Origin of the sequence: Winogradskyella sp. (genome assembly GCF_965228925.1) — a bacterium.
In the GTDB taxonomy this organism is placed as follows: Bacteria; Bacteroidota; Bacteroidia; order Flavobacteriales; family Flavobacteriaceae; genus Winogradskyella.
The window spans coordinates 3,181,264-3,202,988 of record NZ_OZ245845.1 but is presented as its reverse complement, the minus strand read 5'-3'; the positions used below and the strand labels follow the sequence as shown (position 1 = coordinate 3,202,988).

General features: G+C 45.9%; 14 protein-coding genes. 11 read left to right on the top strand and 3 right to left on the bottom strand.

The genetic code is table 11. From position 1 onward, the window contains the following. Positions 1 to 33 precede the first annotated feature (33 nt). Positions 34 to 987 carry a PhoH family protein gene (locus tag ACO052_RS13165; protein ID WP_422104238.1) on the bottom strand — a complete coding sequence of 318 codons (954 nt, stop codon included), beginning with the start codon at positions 985 to 987 and terminating at the stop codon, positions 34 to 36. Between the two features lie 120 nt (positions 988 to 1,107). On the opposite strand from ACO052_RS13165, the gene ACO052_RS13160 reads away from it, so the two are divergent. The 6 genes from ACO052_RS13160 (at position 1,108) to dnaN (ending at position 6,610) form a co-directional block, all read left to right on the top strand. Next, positions 1,108 to 1,977, top strand: coding sequence for an SAM hydrolase/SAM-dependent halogenase family protein (locus ACO052_RS13160; RefSeq protein ID WP_422104237.1), 870 nt, complete (start codon positions 1,108 to 1,110; stop codon positions 1,975 to 1,977). A gap of 81 nt (positions 1,978 to 2,058) precedes the next feature. Then, a complete protein-coding gene (locus ACO052_RS13155; RefSeq protein WP_422104236.1) occupies positions 2,059 to 2,355 on the top strand; it encodes a putative quinol monooxygenase in 297 nt (98 codons plus the stop codon). A 164-nt stretch (positions 2,356 to 2,519) separates the two neighbouring features. Beyond that, complete coding sequence (gldF, locus tag ACO052_RS13150; protein ID WP_422104235.1) at positions 2,520 to 3,242, top strand: gliding motility-associated ABC transporter permease subunit GldF; 723 nt, start codon at positions 2,520 to 2,522, stop codon at positions 3,240 to 3,242. Beyond that, positions 3,239 to 3,751 carry a hypothetical protein gene (locus ACO052_RS13145; protein WP_422104234.1) on the top strand — a complete coding sequence of 171 codons (513 nt, stop codon included), beginning with the start codon at positions 3,239 to 3,241 and terminating at the stop codon, positions 3,749 to 3,751. The genes gldF and ACO052_RS13145 overlap by 4 nt, the downstream gene beginning before the upstream one ends. Next, the gene (gldG, locus tag ACO052_RS13140) at positions 3,738 to 5,402 is read left to right on the top strand and encodes a gliding motility-associated ABC transporter substrate-binding protein GldG (RefSeq protein ID WP_422104233.1); all 1,665 of its coding nucleotides are present in this window, start codon (positions 3,738 to 3,740) and stop codon (positions 5,400 to 5,402) included. Before ACO052_RS13145 ends, gldG begins: the two co-directional genes overlap by 14 nt. A gap of 89 nt (positions 5,403 to 5,491) precedes the next feature. Further along, positions 5,492 to 6,610, top strand: coding sequence for a DNA polymerase III subunit beta (gene dnaN / locus ACO052_RS13135; protein WP_422104232.1), 1,119 nt, complete (start codon positions 5,492 to 5,494; stop codon positions 6,608 to 6,610). Positions 6,611 to 6,743: 133 nt separating this feature from the next. Here dnaN and ACO052_RS13130 read toward each other — a convergent pair whose 3' ends face one another. Then, the gene (locus ACO052_RS13130; RefSeq protein ID WP_422104231.1) at positions 6,744 to 7,106 is read right to left on the bottom strand and encodes a DUF4870 domain-containing protein; all 363 of its coding nucleotides are present in this window, start codon (positions 7,104 to 7,106) and stop codon (positions 6,744 to 6,746) included. A gap of 95 nt (positions 7,107 to 7,201) precedes the next feature. Beyond that, positions 7,202 to 7,354: a hypothetical protein gene (locus ACO052_RS13125; protein WP_422104230.1), complete on the bottom strand. Its 153-nt coding sequence runs from the start codon at positions 7,352 to 7,354 to the stop codon at positions 7,202 to 7,204. A 310-nt stretch (positions 7,355 to 7,664) separates the two neighbouring features. On the opposite strand from ACO052_RS13125, the gene ACO052_RS13120 reads away from it, so the two are divergent. The 5 genes from ACO052_RS13120 to ACO052_RS13100 all read left to right on the top strand — a co-directional run bounded on the left by ACO052_RS13120 (position 7,665) and on the right by ACO052_RS13100 (position 21,602). After that, positions 7,665 to 9,677 (top strand): tetratricopeptide repeat-containing sensor histidine kinase, encoded by a 2,013-nt coding sequence (locus ACO052_RS13120; RefSeq protein WP_422104229.1) that lies wholly within the window; start codon positions 7,665 to 7,667, stop codon positions 9,675 to 9,677. Next, on the top strand, positions 9,674 to 10,321 hold the full coding sequence (locus tag ACO052_RS13115) for a response regulator (RefSeq protein WP_422104228.1): 648 nt from the start codon (positions 9,674 to 9,676) through the stop codon (positions 10,319 to 10,321). Before ACO052_RS13120 ends, ACO052_RS13115 begins: the two co-directional genes overlap by 4 nt. A 381-nt stretch (positions 10,322 to 10,702) precedes the next feature. Then, positions 10,703 to 11,863, top strand: coding sequence for a sensor histidine kinase (locus ACO052_RS13110; RefSeq protein ID WP_422104227.1), 1,161 nt, complete (start codon positions 10,703 to 10,705; stop codon positions 11,861 to 11,863). A gap of 224 nt (positions 11,864 to 12,087) precedes the next feature. After that, complete coding sequence (locus tag ACO052_RS13105) at positions 12,088 to 12,462, top strand: hypothetical protein (RefSeq protein ID WP_422104226.1); 375 nt, start codon at positions 12,088 to 12,090, stop codon at positions 12,460 to 12,462. Next, on the top strand, positions 12,459 to 21,602 hold the full coding sequence (locus ACO052_RS13100) for an HYR domain-containing protein (RefSeq protein ID WP_422104225.1): 9,144 nt from the start codon (positions 12,459 to 12,461) through the stop codon (positions 21,600 to 21,602). Before ACO052_RS13105 ends, ACO052_RS13100 begins: the two co-directional genes overlap by 4 nt. Positions 21,603 to 21,725 lie beyond the last annotated feature (123 nt).

Below are 21,725 nucleotides of genomic sequence, written 5' to 3'. Positions count from 1 at the left end.
TGTGGGGAAATGCCGTCAGGCAAAGGGGCTTTTTTAATCCCTATTCTCTATACTCTTATAGGCCGCAATCACTTTCTTAACCAGTTTATGGCGAATTACATCCTTATCATCGAGATAGACCATACCGATACCTTCGACATTCTTCAACACTAGTAAAGCCTCTTTTAATCCAGAAATGGTTCTTCGGGGCAAATCGACTTGACCAGGGTCACCAGTCAGTAAAAACTTAGCGTTCTTTCCCATACGTGTTAAAAACATTTTCATCTGTGCATGCGTCGTATTTTGGCCTTCGTCTAGAATCACAAAAGCATTATCTAAAGTACGACCACGCATAAAGGCTAAAGGCGCTATTTGTATGACTCCTTTTTCAATATAACTGTCTAACTTCTCATGTGGAATCATATCGCGTAAAGCATCATACAGCGGTTGCATATACGGATCCAACTTTTCTTTTAAATCTCCAGGTAAAAAACCGAGATTCTCACCGGCTTCCACTGCTGGTCTGGTTAATATAATACGCTTAACTTCTTTATTCTTTAAAGCCTGTACCGCTAAGGCCACGCCTGTATAAGTTTTTCCTGTACCTGCTGGGCCAATGGCAAAAACCATATCGTTTTTACGTATACTTTCAACCAGTTTTCGTTGATTAACCGTTTGTGCTTTTATCAGCTTGCCACCAACACCATGTACAATGACTTCGCCACTCTTGGCCGATGTCGAATAGTCTTCACTACTATTACTGGTTAATATACGCTCAATAACATTTTCGTCGAGTTTATTATACTTTCCAAAATGTTTCATCAGCATCATCATTCGGGTATCGAATTCCTCCAACAAATCTTCATCACCGTAGGCCTTAATTTTATTACCACGAGCAACGATTTTTAATTTAGGAAAGTACTTTTTAAGTAGTTCAATATTGGCATTTTGGGCACCGAAGAATTCTTTAGGAGTTATTTCTTCGAGTTCTAGAATAAGTTCGTTCAAAAGGCTACTAAATTTAGTGTGTTAATCTGTTTTCTTTTCTTAGTTTTGTGGAACGTAGGCACACAACAAATCTAACAATTTTACAACCTCGATTCTAAAAAAAATATCAACAATTAATTCATGGCAATTATTACTTTGATCACTGATTTTGGAGAAAAAGATCACTTTGCTGGTGCGATTAAAGGTGCGATTTACAGTGAATTGTCGGATGTAAATATTGTAGATGTATCGCATTCTGTATCGCCTTTTAACATTTCTGAGGCGGCCTACATCATTCTTAATGCCTACAGCAGTTTTCCAAAAGGAACCATTCATATCATCGGAATCGATTCTGAGTTAAGTCCTGAAAATAAGCATATTGCGCTTAAGTTAGACGACCATTACTTTATATGTGCCAACAATGGTATTATGAGTATGATCTGTGCTGAAATCGTACCCGAAAAAATCGTAGAGATTAATATTCACGACAAAATAGAGACCAATTTCCCTGTATTGGATGTTTTTGTAAAAGTAGCTTGCCATATTGCCAGAGGTGGAACTTTAGAAATCATCGGAAAAGTTATTAACACCATTAAGCCTATTAAAAATCTGATCCCCTTTGTCAACGATGAAAAAAATCAAATCATAGGTAGTGTTATATATATTGACAATTACGGCAATGTAGTCACTAATATTAAGAAGAAGTTTTTCGAAGACGTTCAAAAAACACGTGCTTATGAAATCTCAGCACGAAACCACAAATTTAAGAAGATTTACAATAGGTATAGCGCTATTGTAAATTTTGACATCGAGGAATCTAAGCGTAATGACGAAGGGAAAGGCCTTGTGGTTTTTAACTCATCGGGGTACTTAGAAATTGCTGTATACCGAAGTAATTGTAGTACTGTGGGCAGTGCTTCTACATTAATGGGCTTAAACACTATGGATACGGTAACCGTTAATTTCTTGCCCATCCTCAGTCCTTCCCAAAGGGAAGGAAGTCTAAGATGACGCAAAAAACTAAAAAATTGTTTTCACAGCAGTGAGAAAGTCCTTTCCTTTGGAAAGGATTTAGGAAAGGCTTTTTAATATATGTTAGTAAGAATTGTAAAAATGAGTTTTGAACCGTCTAAAATTGATGAATTCTTGTCTAATTTTGACGCCAATAAAAACAACATCCGGAATTTTGAAGGCTGTAATTTTTTAGAATTGTATCGCGACCAAAACAATACAAATATCTTTTTTACGTATAGTTATTGGAACTCTGAAACCAGTCTTGAAAATTATAGACAGTCAAATTTATTTAAATCCGTTTGGGCAAAAACCAAGCCTTTGTTTAATGGCAAACCGGAAGCCTGGAGTGTTGATAAGTTAGTGCGTTTAGACTAACGGTTTTTTGAATTGAACTAAAATAAAATTAGAATGTCATTGCGAGCGGCTTGAACAACGAAGCTCTAGAGAAGTTGTTAGCGTGGCAATCTCAAATATAAACATAAAGATTACCGCGTCATGCTAAAAAGCATGATTCGTAATGACAGAAATATGAAGATTTAATGCTAGCCATCTTAAAAAAAGAAATACATACCTTCTTCGCCTCACCCATCGGTTATCTGGTCATTGGCGTATTTTTGGTATTGAACGGCTTATTTCTCTGGGTGTTTAAAAGCGAATTCAATATTTTAGATAATGGCGTAGCGAGTTTGTCGTCCTTTTTTCTATTGGCCCCTTGGATTCTTATATTCCTCGTTCCTGCAGTCACGATGCGTAGTTTTAGTGACGAAAAAAAACAAGGGACGCTAGAGTTATTAGTGACAAAACCCATTTCTCATTTTCGAATCGTACTGGGTAAATATTTTGGGGCTTTTATCCTTATCGCCTTAGCACTACTTCCAACATTATTATATATATACACAGTCTCGCAGTTAGGACAGTCTAAAGGCAATCTAGATATGGGAAGCACCTTGGGGTCGTATTTTGGCTTATTATTTTTAGTAGCTTCCTATACGGCAATGGGCATATTTGCATCTACCCTTTCCGATAATCAAATCGTAACCTTTATCATAGCTGTGTTTATGTGTTTCTTTATGTATTTTGGTTTTGAAGGGCTTTCGAGCTATAAGGTGTTTGGTAATTTGGTCTATATGGAAAACCTCGGAATGTCTTCGCATTACAACAGTATGAGTAGAGGTGTTATAGACACTCGGGATCTTGTTTACTTTATAAGCGTAGCAGTGGCATTTTTAATATGTACAACTCTTAGAATTCAAAAACGATGATCATCACTCCATTCTTAGTTATAGCCATGATTGTGGTGTTTGCACTACTTTTCCTGTTTTTGAATACCGTTGATAAACGCAAGTGGTTAACTGCTCTAATTAGCTTGGTTTTGACACCATTTGTGTATTTCTACATGTTCTATCCATTTGTAAATATTGTGAGCAACTATCACCACCAAAAGTACTTTAATAGTGAAGCTTGGATTGAAAAGCCAACTTTGCGATATGAAATGATCGACCAAACCATCGCATCCGATACGCTGATTGGCCTTCCCAAAAATACGATTACAAAACTATTGGGAAACTACGAATGGCTGACTTGGGATGAGCAACAAAACGCACATGATGAGAATAAATGGAATTATGCTTTGGGTATAGAACCGGGTGCTTTCAACGACCAAAAAGAATGTGCGGAAATTAGTTTTGAAAACGGCAATGTCATTGCTGTAAAGCATTATCAAGAGGAAATTACCTTCGAAAAGGAAGCGAAAGTAGATGAAAAAGAATAAAACGGTACTATACATATTGGCTGTTATTGTGGGCTTGGTAGTTATCAATATGATTTCTAGCCAGATTTATGGGCGTTATGACCTTACTAAAGATAAGCGCTATACCCTTTCGGATGCTAGCAAACGTCTAATCAAAGAGATTGATGTTCCACTTATTATCGATGTGTTTCTAGAAGGGGATTTTCCCTCGGAGTTTAGACTACTACAGACCGAAGTACGACAGATCATCGAGGAGTTTCAATGGCAGACCAATAAAATAAAAGTCAATTATATTGATCCTCTAGAAGATGAAGCCAAACGTCAACTCTATATTGAAGAGTTGACCAAATCGGGATTAGAGCCTTATATCAATACCGATAATAGCTCAGGCAAAGTGACACAAGAACTCATCTTTCCTTGGGCTTTTGCCAGCTACAATGGACAAACCGTGAAAATTCCGCTATTAAAGCGAAGTATTACCCAAGGACTTCAAGAACAAATCAACAATTCGGTGCAAGGTTTAGAATATGCCTTTGCCGACGGCTTTAGTAAACTCATTAAGGGAAAAACGAAACAAATTGCCATTTTAAAAGGCAATGGCCAGCTCGATGATATTTATATTGCGGATTTCTTAAAGACCATTCAGCCTTACTATAAGATTGCTCCTTTTACTTTAGATAGTGTATCCACAAATCCAGAGGGCACCTTAAACGATCTTAATAAATATGACTTAATCGTTGCTGCCAAACCAAGTAAAGCATTTACTGAAAATGAAAAATTGGTTTTGGATCAGTACACCATGAACGGCGGTAAAAGTTTATGGCTGACCGAATCCGTTATCATGGATCAGGATAGTCTAAGAAATAGCGGTAATTCCAGCATTTCCGTATTGCGCGATTTAAATCTTAATGATTTCTTCTTCAAATATGGTGTTAGAGTAAATCCGAGCTTGGTTAAAGACCTCTTATCCGCTCCTATTATGTTGGCCATTGGAGAGGGAAGCCAGGCACAATTACAACCCATTCAATGGCAATATTCGCCATTGGCAACTGCAAATCAGAATCATCCTATTACCAAGAATCTCGAATTAGTGAAGTATGATTTTGCTAGTCCAATAGATACCTTAAAAAATTCAATTAAAAAGACCATTTTACTGCAAAGCTCTCCTCAATCGAAATTAGAAGGTGTTCCTACAGTCATTTCTTTAGCTGATGTGACTGAAAAGCTAGATAGGGATTCCTTCAATTCAGGCCCACAACCTTTGGCCGTGTTACTTGAAGGGGAATTCACTTCGGTATATGATAAACGTGTGCTACCCTTTAAGATCAACGATTTTAAATCTGTAAGTCCTGAAACTAAAATGGTGGTCATCTCGGATGGTGATGTTATAAAAAATGATATTAGAAAAAACAGACCTCTTGAACTAGGAGTTGATTATAGAGGTTTCGAATATGGAAATAAAGAATTTCTGTTAAATACTATCAATTACCTACTGGATGACACAGGACTTATAAACATAAGGACAAAGGAAATTAGCATCGCTTATTTAGATTCCGATAAAATCAGAGACGGTAAAGGGAAATGGCAATTGATTAATATTGCTTTGCCCTTGGTCTTATTAGGATGTTTTGGGTTGGCCTTTAACTACTTCAGAAAGAAAAAATATACCTAGACTTTGTTAATAAGTTTGTTTTATAAAACCCTTCTATTGAGATATATTTGTAGGATAAACCCAAAAGTTAAAATTTAGATTTTCAGCGCATGAAATTTATTGTTTCAAGTACATATTTATTAAAACAACTCCAAGTCTTAGGTGGGGTCATTAACAATAGTAATACACTACCGATTCTTGATAATTTTTTATTTGAACTTAACCAATCAAAACTAACGGTTTCTGCAAGCGATTTAGAAACGACCATGTCTTCTACCATTAATGTAGAAAGTGATTCTGAAGGTAGTATTGCTTTACCCGCGCGACTATTATTAGACACCTTAAAAACGTTCCCGGAACAGCCTTTAACCTTTGTTGCAGAAGACAATAATACTGTTGAGATAAGTTCTAATCATGGGAAATACGCTTTGGCTTATGCGGATGGGGCTGAGTTTCCTAATGCTGTGTCGGTAGAAGACGCTAGCAAAACAAGTCTGATGGGAGATATCTTAGCAACGGCCATAAGCAAAACGATTTTTGCCGCTGGCAATGATGATTTAAGGCCAGTAATGAGCGGTGTGTTCTTTCAATTCTCTCAAGATAATTTAACTTTTGTGGCTACTGATGCCCATAAATTAGTGAAGTATACACGTAAGGATGTAAGCGCAACAGAGTCTGCAGAATTTATTATGCCTAAAAAGCCTTTAAATCTTTTAAAAGGTATTTTAGCGGGTAGTGATGAGGATGTACTTATAGAGTATAATGAATCTAATGCTAGATTTACTTTTGACAATGCGGTATTAATCTGTCGTTTAATCGATGGTAAGTATCCTAACTACGAAGCTGTTATTCCAAAAGAGAATCCAAATAAATTAGTCATTGGCAGAACACAGTTTTTAAATTCTGTACGTCGTGTTAGTATTTTCTCTAATAAGACCACGCATCAGATTCGTTTAAAAATTGCTGGAGCAGAATTAAATATTTCGGCAGAGGATATCGATTACAGTAATAAGGCCGAAGAACGTCTAAGCTGTGATTATCAGGGAGACGATATGCAAATAGGGTTCAACTCACGTTTCTTAACCGAAATGATCAACAACTTAAACTCTGATGATGTACAATTAGAAATGAGTTTGCCAAACAGAGCTGGTATTTTAACACCAATTGACGGTCTAGATGAAGGAGAACATGTTACTATGCTCGTTATGCCAGTTATGCTCAATAATTAAGAATTAGAAAGTCATAGTCATAGTCGTATAAATAAAAAAATGCTCATCAAAAACGATGAGCATTTTTTATTACCTCTTAGAAACTGAAACACCACTGTGGCAATGCACTGTGCGATGGTCCAGAACAAAATAACTAACTAACAAAATTAAGAGATAATGGATAGCTAGGTAATTCACCATTACTAGCCTTTATAGCATTAACTATTGGCATGACAAATGCCAATATACCTATTAATATCAGTGTGAGAATACCTAATCCGAATACTAAGATTAAAGGAATACTCAAAAGACTGTAAATAATTATACTTAACTGAAAGTTGAGTATATCTTTACCATGAGCATCCATACCGTCTACCCTATCCTTTTGGGTAGCCCATATCACTAGTGGAACTATTAACCCACCAAAACCTGTGATATAAGTCAGTAACTGGGTCAAGTGCGTAATGACTAACAATTGATTGTCTGTGCGCCTAAGTGTATGATAATTCGATTCCATGATCTATTTAAGTTAACACCTATGTGACGCTAACAATTAAAAAATGTTACAAAAAAAGAGCACAAAATAAGTGCTCTTAAAAAAACGATAAATAACTAGTTATCCTGAAGGTCCTTCTTGTCTTTACCTCCACTCGACATTGAACTGATAAGTACACCTATTAATATGATACATACCAAGGCAAAGACACCGATCATAATGACTCCCATGGACCAATCGTAAACTAGCGGAATTATAGTATTAATCATATGATGTATGTTTTAGTTTTAAACATCATAAAAATACATGGCGTATAACTCAAGAACTATGATATTTGTCAGGTTAAGGCTCCTCGATAAGAAACTTTAGCCAAACACAAAAAAAGTGTACCATTTCATTAAAAGACGTGATTGATAGATCAAAAAAAGTGCCGAATTAGAGGTAACCTTCAGTACAGCGGACTCTAAACTCATAGATTAGACCTCTAATATCCGTACTAATACTTAAATATTACGAGTTAATACCCATCTTTAGTCACTAGGTAATAATATACCTTTACAACATCGTTACCCCTTTGGCATGAAAAAAATAATTATGTGCTTTCTGCTCCTCGGACCTATAAATATGATGTCCCAGGACGACCTAACCAAGCAAGTTGAGGTATTAAAGCACAGCATCGAAAGTTCAAAAGGAAGTGAGAAGCTAGCATTCATGGACAGCTTAACTGTACTCATTAGGTACAGGACAGAATACCGCTATGATTCCATTGCAAAAGCTACTATTGCTTATGCCTACGAATTGGACTCTCTAAATATCATATTGGGCCATACCTCCGATCTCATTTATTACTGCATCAACAGATCGGGAAAGCCAGAAGAAGCACGACAAATTTTCGATGAGTTTAATAGCAAAGAGTTAGATACCGATAATTATGACCTCCTTGCAAGATTATATAGTAACGGAGCCGATAGCTATTTCTTCTCAAAACAACTAGAGGAATCCATACCTATTTATGATAAAGCCGAGCATTATGCCATCAAGGCTGGTGACAGCAGTCTCTATGCATATACAAGATCGTACAAGGCCACAGCCTATTCCGATAACGGTGATGATGTTAGGTCCTCTAAGCTATTAAAGGAAACAGCCGACTTTTTTACAAGAAGGAAAGATACTGTCGGCTTGCTTTATACGGGAAATTCATTGGCCAATATCTATTCAAAAATAGGCTTCTTTGAAGAGGCCGCCAAAGAGCGGGATGAAGTCATTAAAATAGCCAGGGAACAAAATGATATTAGGGCTTTGATACCAAATCTTGTAAATGCCGCAATCGATGCAGGCAAACAAGAGGACAGTGCCAAACGAATTGCATATCTAGAAGAAGCCTCGCAATACGTTCCGGCAAATCCACAAGTAGGGTTGGTGGTATTGTATCAATTACTATCTGCTTATGCTGTAGCTGGCCATCTGGAAAAAGCTAAAGTCGTTCATAAGAAGATACAGGAAAGACACAAAACAATCCTGCCTATATCATATTGGGAGAGTGTTTATATCTCCGCCGAAACAGATTTCCTATTGGCACAGGAAAAATATAGTGAGGCTCTTACCCGTGCACAACAACTAGAAGCATTACGTCTTGAGATAGCAAACCAAGAAGGTATCTTTAATGCTTACGAAAAACTCTATCATTCTTACAAGGGGCTGGGAAGCTATAAAAAAGCCTATGAGTATTACCATAAATATGCGACCTATAAGGATTCTATAAACAGCGTGCAAAAGGCCAGAGCTTTAGCCTATTACCAAACCTTGTACGAGACCGAAAAGCGCGACTTTAAAATTGCTTCCCAACAATCGGACATTGAGATTCTCGATCAAAAAAACCACGCAAAGCAACAATTAATCGTCTTTGGTGGACTTGGCTTAGTATTGCTCTTCACCATTATCTACCTCTGGCGCTCGCAGTACTTCGCCAAGCGTAAACAGAAAATGCAAATGAAGTTCTCACAAGACCTTATTAAAGGCCAGGAGGAGGAACGTTATAGAATTGCCAGGGAGTTGCATGACGGTATTGGACAAAAATTGGTGCTACTCAAAAAAAAGAGCCATACAACAGGTCCTGTGAATATGCAAAACTTAATGGGCAACACGCTCGATGAGCTTAGAGATATCCTGGAAGGTCTAAGGCCAGGGGTATTGGAACGTCTTGGTATTACAAAAGCTTTGGAGGCATTGATCCATCAGGTCGATGAGCACTCAGATCTATTTTTCACCGCCGAGATCGATAATATTGATGACATACTCAACAAACAAAATGCACTGCACCTATATCGCATCATTCAGGAATTGTTAAACAATATTATCAAACACTCCAAAGCAAAGAGCGCCACGGTCACCATTGAAAAGAAAAGAAACATTATTAAAGCCACCGTAACAGATAATGGCAAAGGATTTACAGTTATCGAAAAGCTAAGAAAAGGAACTAGTCTAGGTATGAAGACTCTCATGGAACGCGCTAAGATCATGGGGGCTAAAATAGATATTAATAGCGCACCCAATAAAGGCACATTAATAGAGTTAACGATTCCCAAGTTATGAAAAAAAACGACATCACAATTATTATTGCTGACGATCATCCCTTACTGCTCTCAGGACTCTACAAAGAGCTAAAGGAAAATGACTACAATGTTATTGCCCAAGCCACAGATGGTATGCAAGCCTTGGAGCTGATCCTTAAGCTTAAACCAACCGTAGCCTTACTGGATATTGACATGCCTCTATTGTCAGGATTCGACGTGGTAAGAATGAGTAAAGGAAAAGGAACCCATACAAAGTTTATTATGCTGTCCTTACACAAACTTGACGCCTACGTGATGGAAGCCAAAAGCCTTCAAATCGATGCCTACTTGTTAAAGGAAGACCCATTTTTAGAAATAGAGAAAGGGATTAAGGCGGTTATTGCGGGTAAGACGTATTTTAGCAACTCCTTTGAAAGCCCCTATTCCGATATAGCCTCCGATGAAATCAAAGGATTAAACGCACTCACGGCTTCCGAAAAAACAGTTTTAAAGATGGTGGCTCAGGAAATGCCTACCACGACTATTGCCGAAAAATTGGGAATTTCTATGAGAACGGTCGAAAAACACCGAAGTAATATTATTATTAAGCTTCGACTCAAAAACGAAACCCATAGCCTCTCTAAATGGGCATTGGCTTATCGTAATGCTATTACAGAATTATAATGGCTTACAGAGCTTAAAGACGGTCTCATTATTAAAACAGGTAATACTTTAAGAGGTAATACGAATATAATACGAGGTATCACTTATTATATAAAAGCGCTTGACTAAATAACTTGCAATTATAAAGCAAAATGTCATGAAAGCGAATCCCTCTCTTATGACCTCACGCTATTCATGCTATTTTTCGGAATGGAATAGCTATAGGCAAAGTCAAAAAAACAAAGATATTATCCAAGATATCCTCAATTCTAGTTGAAATAACGATATAGATACCAAAAGGGCTCATTGCCCTCTTATTGTCATTTTATCAAGGCTTACTTTCTTCACCCTAGTTATTAAAGCCAAAGGGACGGTTTCATGTCTTTTTTTAATTAAAAAAGCATGAAAACAAGTATTACATACGTATTGATAGTAATTACAATGCTCGCATTTTCAAACGATAGCTTAACTGAGCAAGTTAAGGAATTAAAGAAAAGTATTGCATGCTCAAATCGCGTTGAAAAGTTGGGCTATATGGATAGTCCAAGCCAAAGCATTAGGTACAAAAAAGCATACCACTACGATTTCATTATCAAGGCAACTATAAACTATGCCTATGAATTGAATGTTAGTGATATGGTTTTGACCCACATCTCAGAGCTTATGTCTTACCTCACCAATAGGTCTGGAAAGCTTGAGGAAGCACAACGCATTTTTGATGACTTTGGCAGTCAAGGTTTAACCAATGGTAACTATGGATTCCCTGCAAAATTGTATGTGCACGGTACAGAAAACCACGACTTTAGAACCGCTGCACTAGAATCTAAAATTGTCACCCTTGACAAAAAAAACCACGTAAAACGACAATGGCTATTCTTTGGTGGATTTGGTCTTTTTTTACTGGTCATTAGCATCTACTTCTGGCGTTCGCAATACTCCGCAAAACGCAAACAGAAGTTGCAAAGGGAATTCACACAAGGTCTCATTAAAGGACAGGAAGAGGAACGCCTTAGAATTGCCAGGGAATTGCACGACGGTGTAGGCCAAAAATTGGTACTGCTCAAAAAAAAGTTATCCTGTAAGAGACAACACAATATGGAACATTTATGTGGCGAGATACTAGATGAACTTAGAAGCATTTTAAAGGCCTTACATCCAGAGGTCTTAGGGCGACTGGGAATTACCAAAGCTTTAAAGGCACTAATTCATGAAGCCGATAAAAATTCGAATATTTTCTTTACAGCCGATATCGAAGATATCGATCATCTAGTAACTGCGAAAAATGCACTACATCTCTACCGTATTGTTCAAGAAGCCTTAAATAATATTATCAAGCACTCAGAAGCAAAAAGCGTATCTATTACGGTTAGAAAAAAATGTGCTGGGATTAAAGCCACCATAAAAGACAACGGTACGGGCTTTACCATTACCGAAAAATTGAGGAAAGAGGGCAGTTTGGGTATGAAAACCCTCATGGAACGCGCCAAAATCATGGAATCAAGCATACATATATTGACGGAACCCGATAAAGGTACCTCTATTAAATTAACGATTCCATTCTAAATATCAAAAGACACCAAAAACTACATTTCAAAATAGAAATACATCAGATAAAGTAGAAGACGATTTTACAAAAATGCCAATTAGAACTAAAAAGATAAATATGAATCAATCCTCTAAGAAGTAACATTTTATAAGGGATAACACGTAGTTATTACGTGTTGCTTCTTATTTCAGGCCATAAGGCCCGAGCATATCTTTATGTTGGTATTAACTTCTTAATAATCATGGATCTATTTACCCCTACAGTACTTTTATGGTTTACCCCTTGTGTTTTATGCACACCCTCCCTCCTACAGCTAAGATTCAAAATAAAACCCAAATCCCAACCCCCGACCATAATCCTCGCTATCCTTTGGAAACAGCCGAGAACGGGACCAAAACCGAAAATAACAGACCGGCCGACGCCATTTACCGTAACAACGATAAAAGACCCCGATAACAGGGCCCGAAATCCTGATGGCCCCATAAATACCGGTGGCCATTGTCCTAAAAAGTGTACTACAAAAACAACTGTGGCCGTACCCAAACCAAACGGAGCCTTTCAACCATTGACCAACCCGATGAATCATACCGAATCAAATAACCACATATCACGATGAAAACACAATTACAGAAAATGCGATTGTTGCCCTTAACAGCAGTCAATAGCCCAAATATTAACGTATTAAGAGCATTGCCGATAGTATTGGCCCTTGGCCTGTGCCTGTCCTCTTTACAACCGGCTTACGCCCAACTGACATTCATTGGCGGTACGGGGGCCATTCCTGACGACGGATGCCCCACCAATACGTCATTTACGGCCACATCCACGGCCGTGGGCACCTTCGGCACGGATATCAACGACATTTATTTAGAACTCGATATAAGCCATCGCTGGACAGCGGATCTGCAGATCCGCCTGTTAAGTCCGGGGGGGAGTACCCTAGACCTTGCGATCGGTGTGGGAGATGCCGGTGACAATTTCACCAATACCGTGTTCCGGGACTCAGGGGCCACCATCGCTTCCGCGAGTGCCCCGTTTACGGGAACGTTCCAGCCCCAGGGAGGGACCTTTGCATCGACCTTTTCGGGTGAGGCATCCAATGGGACCTGGACCCTGCTCATCTGTGATGACGAAGGTCTGTACTCGGGCACCTTGAACAGCTGGTCCATGACGTTCGACATAGGTTCGGACCCGGTCATTAGCTGTCCCAACGATATCACCGTCAACAACGCGAGCTGCAATCCGACGGTAAGCTATTCGCTCCCTTCGGCCAGCGATACCGAGGACGGGACACTGACCACAACACGGACCCGGGGACCGGCCACTGGGAGTACCTTCCCCGCCGGGGATACCGTCGTCGAGTTTTCGGCTACCGATTCCGATGGCAATACAAGCACATGCCGGTTTACCGTAACGGTAACCGACAACACAGCCCCCACCACGACCGTCAGCTGTCCTTCGGATATTACAACCGGCTGCAATCCGGTGACCTATACCCCGCCCACCTTTTCGGACAACTGCGGATTCCCCACCGTGCCCACCTCGGTGCCCGGATTCAGCCTATTGGGCACCTTTGGCAACAGTACCTATTTTATATCGAATGAAAAAACTCTCCCTCTCCCAGCATTTTCCGATGCCGGGCTAAATGGCTATGAGCTGGTGACCATCAATACCCAAGCGGAAAACGACTACCTACAGGGCCAGATAAGCTCACCCATCATCATCGGGCTCAACGATGTTGCCACGGAGGGAACCTTCGTATGGCAGAGCGGACAACCGGTCTCCTATACCAATTGGGATAATTCCCAGCCCAATGATCTTGGTGGACAGGACCATACAATAATGAACCATCATAATGGTCGATGGAATGATGTAACTCCTAACTTTCAACACATTGGCCCTAACACAGCTTATGTGGTGATCGAATACCACGATTACAGTGAAGCTCCGGTGCTGGTCGAAGGACTGCCCACTGGCTCCGATTTCCCGTTGGGGACCACGACCAATACCTTCTATGTTGAGGACAGGGCCGGCAATTCGGCCACCTGTTCCTTTGATGTTACCGTCCCGGGGACATTCGTCGGCGGTACGGGGAACATTCCCGATAACGGGTGCCCCACCAATACCTCATTTACGGCCACATCCACGGTCGCGGGCACCCTGGGGACGGACGTCACCATCGCTTCCGTAACACTCGATATAAGCCATGCCTCTACGGACAACCTGGAAATTCGCCTGTTGAGCCCGGGGGGGAGCACCCTGAACCTTGCGCTCGATCTGGGAAGCGACGGTGACAATTTCACCGGGACCGTGTTCCGGGACGGAGGGGCCTCCATTGCTTCCGCAAGTGCCCCGTTTACGGGGGCGTTCCAGCCACAGGGAGGGACCTTTGCATCGGCCTTCTCGGGGCAGGCATCCAATGGGACCTGGACCCTGCTCATCTGTGACGACGAGGCCTCGGACACCGGCACCCTGGACAGCTGGTCCATTACGTTCACTAAGGGTTCGCTCCCGACCTTCAGCGGCTGTCCAGCCGATATCACCGTCAACAACGGGAGCTGCAATCCGGCGGTAAGCTATACGGCCCCCACGGCCAGCGATGCCAGTGGCCAGTCGCTGACCGTAACACGGACCCGGGGACCGGCCACTGGGAGTACCTTCCCCCCCGGGGATACCATCGTCGAGTTTTCGGCCACCGATGCCGATTGTAATACGAGCACATGCCGGTTTACCGTAACGGTAGTGGACAACGCCGCCCCCACCACGGCCGGCTGTCCTTCGGATATTGTAAGCAGCTGCAATCCGGTGGTCTACACCGCGCCCACATTCTCGGACAACTGCGGATTCCCCCCCGTTCCCAACACGGTGCCCGGGTTCAGCCTATTGGGGACCTTTGGCAACAGTACCTATTTTATCTCGGACGAAAAAATCACCGCGGGAAAGGCCATTGCCAGTGCCGAGCTGTACGGCCATGAGCTGGTGACCATCAATTCACAAGCGGAGAACGATTACCTGAACGAGCAAACAGGTGGCGCATCCATCGTCATTGGGATCAACGACCTTTCCACCGAGGGGACCTTCGAGTGGCAGAGCGGGCAACCGGCTTCCTATACCAACTGGGGCAATGGTGAGCCCAACAATTCTGGAAATGAGGACTACGGGGAAATGCGGTCCGACGGCCAATGGAACGATAGGCGCGCTGACTTTACGGCCCGTGCGGTCATCGAGTACCACGATTACAGTGAAGGCCCGGTCCTTGCCGAAGGGCTACCCAACGGCTCCGTTTTCCCGTTGGGGACCACGACCAACACCTTCTATGCCAAGGATGGTGCCGGCAATTCGGCCACCTGTTCCTTCGATGTTACAGTCCCGGGGACATTCGTCGGCGGTACGGGGAGCATTCCCGATAACGGGTGCCCCACCAATACCCCATTTACGGCCACATCCACCGTTGTGGGCACCCTGGGAACGGACGTCGCCATCGCCTCCGTAGCACTCGATATAAGCCATACCTCTACAGACAACCTGGATATTGTTCTGGAAAGCCCGGATGGGACCACCCTGAACCTTGCGCTCGATGTGGGGGGCAACGGTGGCAATTTTGCCGGGACCCTGTTCCGGGACGGGGGTGCTGCCATTGCCTCGGCGAGCGCCCCGTTTACGGGGGTATTCCAGCCACAGGGCGGGACCTTTGCATCGGCATTTGCGGGGAAGGCATCCGATGGGACCTGGACCCTGCAAATCTGTGACGACGAGGCTTCGGATGTCGGTACCCTGGACAGCTGGTCCATTACGTTCGCTAAGGGTTCGCTCCCGACCTTCAGCAACTGTCCAGCCGATATCACCGTCAACAACGGGAGCTGCAATCCGGCGGTAAGCTATACGGCCCCCACGGCCAGCGATGCCAGTGGCCAGTCACTGACCGTAACACGGACCCGGGGACCGGCCACTGGGAGTACCTTCCCCGCCGGGGACACCATCGTCGAGTTCTCGGCCACCGATGCCGATTGCAATACGAGCACATGCCGGTTTACCGTAACGGTAACCGACAACACCGCCCCCACCACGGCCAGCTGTCCTTCGGATATTACAAGCAGCTGCAATCCGGTGGCCTACACCGCGCCCACCTTTTCGGACAACTGCGGATTCCCCACCGTTCCCAATACGGTGCCCGGGTTCAGCCTTTTGGGGACCTTTGGCAATAGTACCTATTTTATCTCGGACGACCCCGTAATGGCTTCAGTAGCCTTTACCGATGCCGAACTAAATGGCTATGAGCTGGTGACCATCAATTCCCGGGCGGAGAACGATTACCTGCAGAGCCAAACAGGCGGCATTATCATCATCGGTATCAACGATGTTGCCACCGAGGGGACCTTCGAGTGGCAGAGCGGACAACCCGTTTCCTATACCAACTGGCGCGGTAGTAATCCCAACAATTTTGGGGGAAATGAGCACTATGGGCGAATGCGGTCCGACGGCCAATGGCAAGATCAAAGCGCTGACTTTACGGCCCATGCGGTCATCGAGTACCACGATTACAGTCAAGGCCCAATCCTTGCCGAAGGACTCCCCTCCGGCTCCGTTTTCCCGTTGGGGACCACGGCCAACACCTTCTATGCCGAGGATGGTGCCGGCAATTCGGCCACCTGTTCCTTTGATGTTACAGTCCCGGGGACATTCGTCGGCGGTACGGGGGGCATTCCCGATAACGGGTGCCCCACCAATACCCCATTTACGGCCACATCCACCGTTGTGGGCACCCTGGGAACGGACGTCGCCATCGCCTCCGTAGCACTCGATATAAGCCATACCTCCACGGATAACCTGGATATTGTTCTGGAAAGCCCGGATGGGACCACCCTGAACCTTGCGCTCGATCTGGGAAGCGACGGTGACGATTTCACCGGGACCGTGTTCCGGGACGGGGGTGCCACCATTGCTTCTGCGAGTGCCCCGTTTACGGGAACGTTCCAGCCACAGGGGGGGACCTTTGCATCGGCCTTTGCGGGGAAGGCATCCAATGGTGATTGGACCCTGCAAATCTGTGACGACGAAGCTTCGGACTCCGGCACCCTGAACAGCTGGTCCATTACATTTATTAAGGGTTCGGTCCCGACCTTCAGCAACTGTCCAGCCGATATCACCGTCAACAACGGGAGCTGCAACCCGACGGTAAGCTATACGGCCCCCACGGCCCAGGACGCCAGTGGCCAGTCACTGACCGTAACACGGACCCGGGGACCGGCCACTGGAAGTACCTTCCCCCCTGGGGATACCCTCATCGAGTTTTCGGCCACCGATGCCTATTGCAATACGAGCACATGCCGGTTTACCATAACGGTAGTCGACAACACCGCCCCCACCGCGGCCGGCTGTCCTTCGGACATTACAAGCAGCTGCAATTCGGTGGCCTACACCGCACCCACCTTCTCGGACAACTGCGGATTCCGTTCCGTCCCCACCGCGGTGCCCGGGTTCAGCCTTTTGGGGACCTTTGGCAACAGTACCTATTTCATTTCTGATACTACCGTAGAAGTTCTAAAGGCATTTGCCGATGCCGAGCTGTACGGCCATGAGCTGGTGACCGTCAATTCCCAAGAGGAGAACGATTACCTGAAGGGCCAGATAAGCTCAAGTATCATTATCGGGATCAACGATGTCGCCACAGAGAATACCTTCGCATGGCAGAGCGGGCAACCGGCTTCCTATACCAACTGGGGCGGTGGTGAACCCAACAACTCTGGGGGAAATGAGGACTACGGGGAAATGCGGTCCGATGGCCTATGGAACGATCGGCCCGGTGATTTTACGGCCCATGCGGTCATCGAGTACCACGACTACAGCGCAGGTCCGGTCCTTGCCGAAGGGCTGCCCTCTGGCTCCGATTTCCCGGGAGGAACCACCACCAATACCTTCTATGCCGAGGACAGGGCCGGCAATTCGGCCACCTGTTCCTTTGATGTGATCATCTCGAATGCGTTCGCTGGCGGTACGGGGGGCATTCCCGATGGAGGGTGCCCCACCAACACATCCTTTACGGCCACATCCACCCTTGTGGGCACCCTCGGGACGGATGTCGCCATCGCCTCCGTAGCACTCGATATAAGTCATCGCTGGAATGAGGATCTACAAATCCGCCTGAAAAGCCCAGGGGGAACCACCCTTAACCTTGCAGTCGGTGTGGGGGGCGATGGTGACAATTTCACCGGGACCATGTTCCAGGACGGAGGGGACAACATTGCTTCTGCGAGTGCTCCGTTTACGGGAGTGTTCCGGCCACAGGGAGGGACCTTTGCATCGGCCTTTGCGGGGGAGGCATCCAATGGGACCTGGACCCTGCTCGTCTGTGACAACGAAACTCCGGACCCCGGCACCCTGAACAGCTGGTCCATTACGTTCGATACGGCTTCTCCCCCGACTTTCAGCAACTGTCCCGCCGATATCACCGCCACCGGGAGCTGCAATCCCACGGTAAGCTATACGCCCCCAACGGCCCAAGATGCTAGCGGACAGTCGTTGACCGTAACACGGACCCTCGGGCCGGCCAATGGGAGTACCTTCCCCCCCGGGGATACCATCGTCGAGTTTTCGGCCACCGATGCCTCTTGCAATACGAGCACATGCCGGTTTACCGTAACGGTAGTCGACGATACCGCCCCCACGATCAGCTGTCCTGCAGATATTACAAGTACTAGCAGTACCGGTGCTGCCGTACCCGTGGCCTATGCCCCCACCTTCTCGGACAACTGCGGATTCCGCGCCGTTCCCACATCGGTGCCCGGATTCAGCCTTTTGGGGACCTTTGGCAACAGTACCTATTTTATCTCGGACGATACCGTCACTGCGAGAAGTGCATTTACCAGTGCCGAGCTGGATGGCTATGAGCTGGCGACCATCAATTCACAGGCGGAGAACGATTACCTTCAGGGCCGGATAAGCTCGCCCGTCTTTATCGGGATCAACGACATTTCCACGGAGGGAACCTACGAGTGGCAGAGCGGACAACCGGTCTCCTATACCAACTGGAACAGTGGCGAGCCCAACAATTTTGGGGGAGGTGAGGATTATGGGGAAATGCGATCCGACGGCCTATGGAACGATAGGCGCGCTAACTTTACGGCCCATGTGGTCATCGAGTACAACGATTACACTGCCGTTCCCACTTCGGTATCGGGGTTCTCCCTCTTGGGGACCTTTGGCGACAGTACCTATTTTATCTCGAACCAGAATACCCATATCGGCAACGCATATGCCAACGCCGGGACCAACGGCCATAAGCTGGTGACCATCAATTCACAGGCAGAGAACGACGCTATACAAACATGGGCTGCCAATCTTAGTGGGGCCGATAAACTCATAATAGGGCTCAACGATCCCAACTTCACAAATGTCGATTACCAGTGGCAGAGCGGACAGCCCGTTACCTATACCAATTGGGGTACGGGACAGCCCAACGATTTCGGGGGGAACTATGCGGTAATGCAGACCAGTAGCGGTAAATGGGATGATGTAAGGGGTAACTTTACCGGGGCCCGTGTGGTCATCGAGTTCAGTAGTACCGGACCGGTCCTTGTCGAAGGGCTGCCCCCCGGGGCCGATTTCCCCTTGGGGACCACGACCAACACGCTCTATCTTGAGGATAGGGCCGGCAATTCGGTGACCTGTTCCTTTACGGTGAACGTCGATCTGGCCACGGGGAACCTTATGATCACCGAGGTCATGCAGAACCCCGACGATGTCACCGATGCCAACGGCGAGTATTTTGAGGTCTATAACAATGAGACCGAGCCTGTGAACCTCAAAGGGTGGACCATCTCGGACAGCGGAACCGATACGCATACCATCGCAACGGACCTTATCGTAGCGCCCGGGGGCTTTATCGTCCTGGGGATCAACGACGATCCGGCGACCAATGGCGGCGTGGAGGTACATTACCAGTATTCCGGCATTGCCCTGGACAATACCGCGGACGAGATCATTCTCACCGATGCGGCCTCCACGGAGATCGACCGCGTGGAATACGATGGCGGCACCGATTGGCCAGACCCAGACGGCGCGGCCATGGTCTATACCGGCAGCAACATACAGAACAACAACAGCGGCAGCCTCTGGCAGGCCGCCACGGCGGCAGAGGGCATATCGCCGGACCTGGGCTCACCGGGAAGCAACGGCAACGACCAGATCCTCGATTGGCTGGTCTATGAGAATAGCGCCTGGAACGAGGCCCCTTCGCAAGGTACCGGCGCGAGAAACGCACTGGTACGTAAATCGGAAGCCCTCACCCTCGGCGCGGACATCAGCCTAAACACCCTGATCGTCGAACCGGATGCCGATGTGGACGTATCCCCCTCCGTAACCCTGGGCATAACCGATATCGTCCTCGAATCGACCTCGACGGACTATGCGAGCCTGATCCTGGACGGCACCCTATCGGGGACCACGGTCACCTACAGGCGACATGTCAACCAGGTGGCCACTTCGGGCGGCAACGACCTCATATCGCCGCCCGTGACCGGACAGACCTTTGACGGCCTGTTGGCCGCTAACGGCAACATCCCATCAAATACAGCGGGCACGCTATACCTCTTCGGGCCGTTCGACAAGACCTCGGGAAGTTATCTCACCTATTCCAGTACGGCCACCGATGCACTGACACCCGGCATGGGCTACAGGGCCGCCACGACGGACAACGGCACCCTGGACTTTAGCGGTGGCATCAACCGCTCCGGTGTCAGCGTATCCATATCCAACTCCGGCCCGCTGGAATTCAGCAAATGGAACCTTATCGGAAACCCCTATCCGTCCTATATCAACGTACAGGCATTCTTGAACAACGCCACCAATGCCTCCGTGCTCGGGGCGACCAATGTGGCCATCTATGGCTATGACGGCGATGCTTCCGACGGTTGGACCATCTATAACCTGAACACAACGACGGCCGGTACGGTTATTGCCCCTGGGCAGGGCTTTTTCGTATCCACCGAGAATGGCGGCTGGATCAGTTTTTCGCCCAGCATGCGGAGCCACGGGAGCAGCGATGATTTTATCACCGGGCGTACAACGGACGACAACCAGCACTTAAGGCTGCAATTGGCCGGCAACGGTAACGTTTCACATACCGACCTTTATTTTAACGGCAACTCCACCTATGGTCTGGACCCAGGTTACGATGCCGGGGTGTTCGGCAATGTGGCCGGTGCATTTTCGATCTATTCGCGATTGGTCGCCGATGATCAGGGCATCGATCTTGCCATCCAATCACTGCCACAAGATATATATACAAGCGACGACCTCGTTCCGCTGGGGATCAATGCCGGTGCGGGCACATCCCTGACCATCGGTATAGAAAGTTCAAACCTGCCCCAGGACGTGGATATATACCTGATGGATGTCCAGGAGCAACAGGTGGCCCACCTTAACACGGAAACCTTTGGCATAACCCCTACCGGCGACCTTAACGGGACGGGGCGGTTTTACCTCGGCTTTTCCAACGGCCTCCTATCCACGGGAAGCCACGAGATCGACCGAGTGAGGGTCTATGCCCGGGAAGGGCATATCCTTATCGAGGGACAGCTTGTGGAAAGTACCGACTTTAAGCTGTACGATATACAGGGACGTTTGGTCATGCAGGGCGCGTTGGAACCCCATGTGATGGTACGGCATATAGAGGCCGGTGCGCTCAATGGGGGCGTTTACCTTGTTGAGCTCAATAACGGTGATGTGCGAAAAGCACATAAGGTCATATTGGACTGACCCTAAGGCATATGCAACGAATTTTTAAAAAAAACGGTTATTGAAAAGGGCCATGATACATCGTCCTTCCCTAGGATTGAATTAATAGCGAACAAGGGATCATGGCCCTTGGATAACCGACAA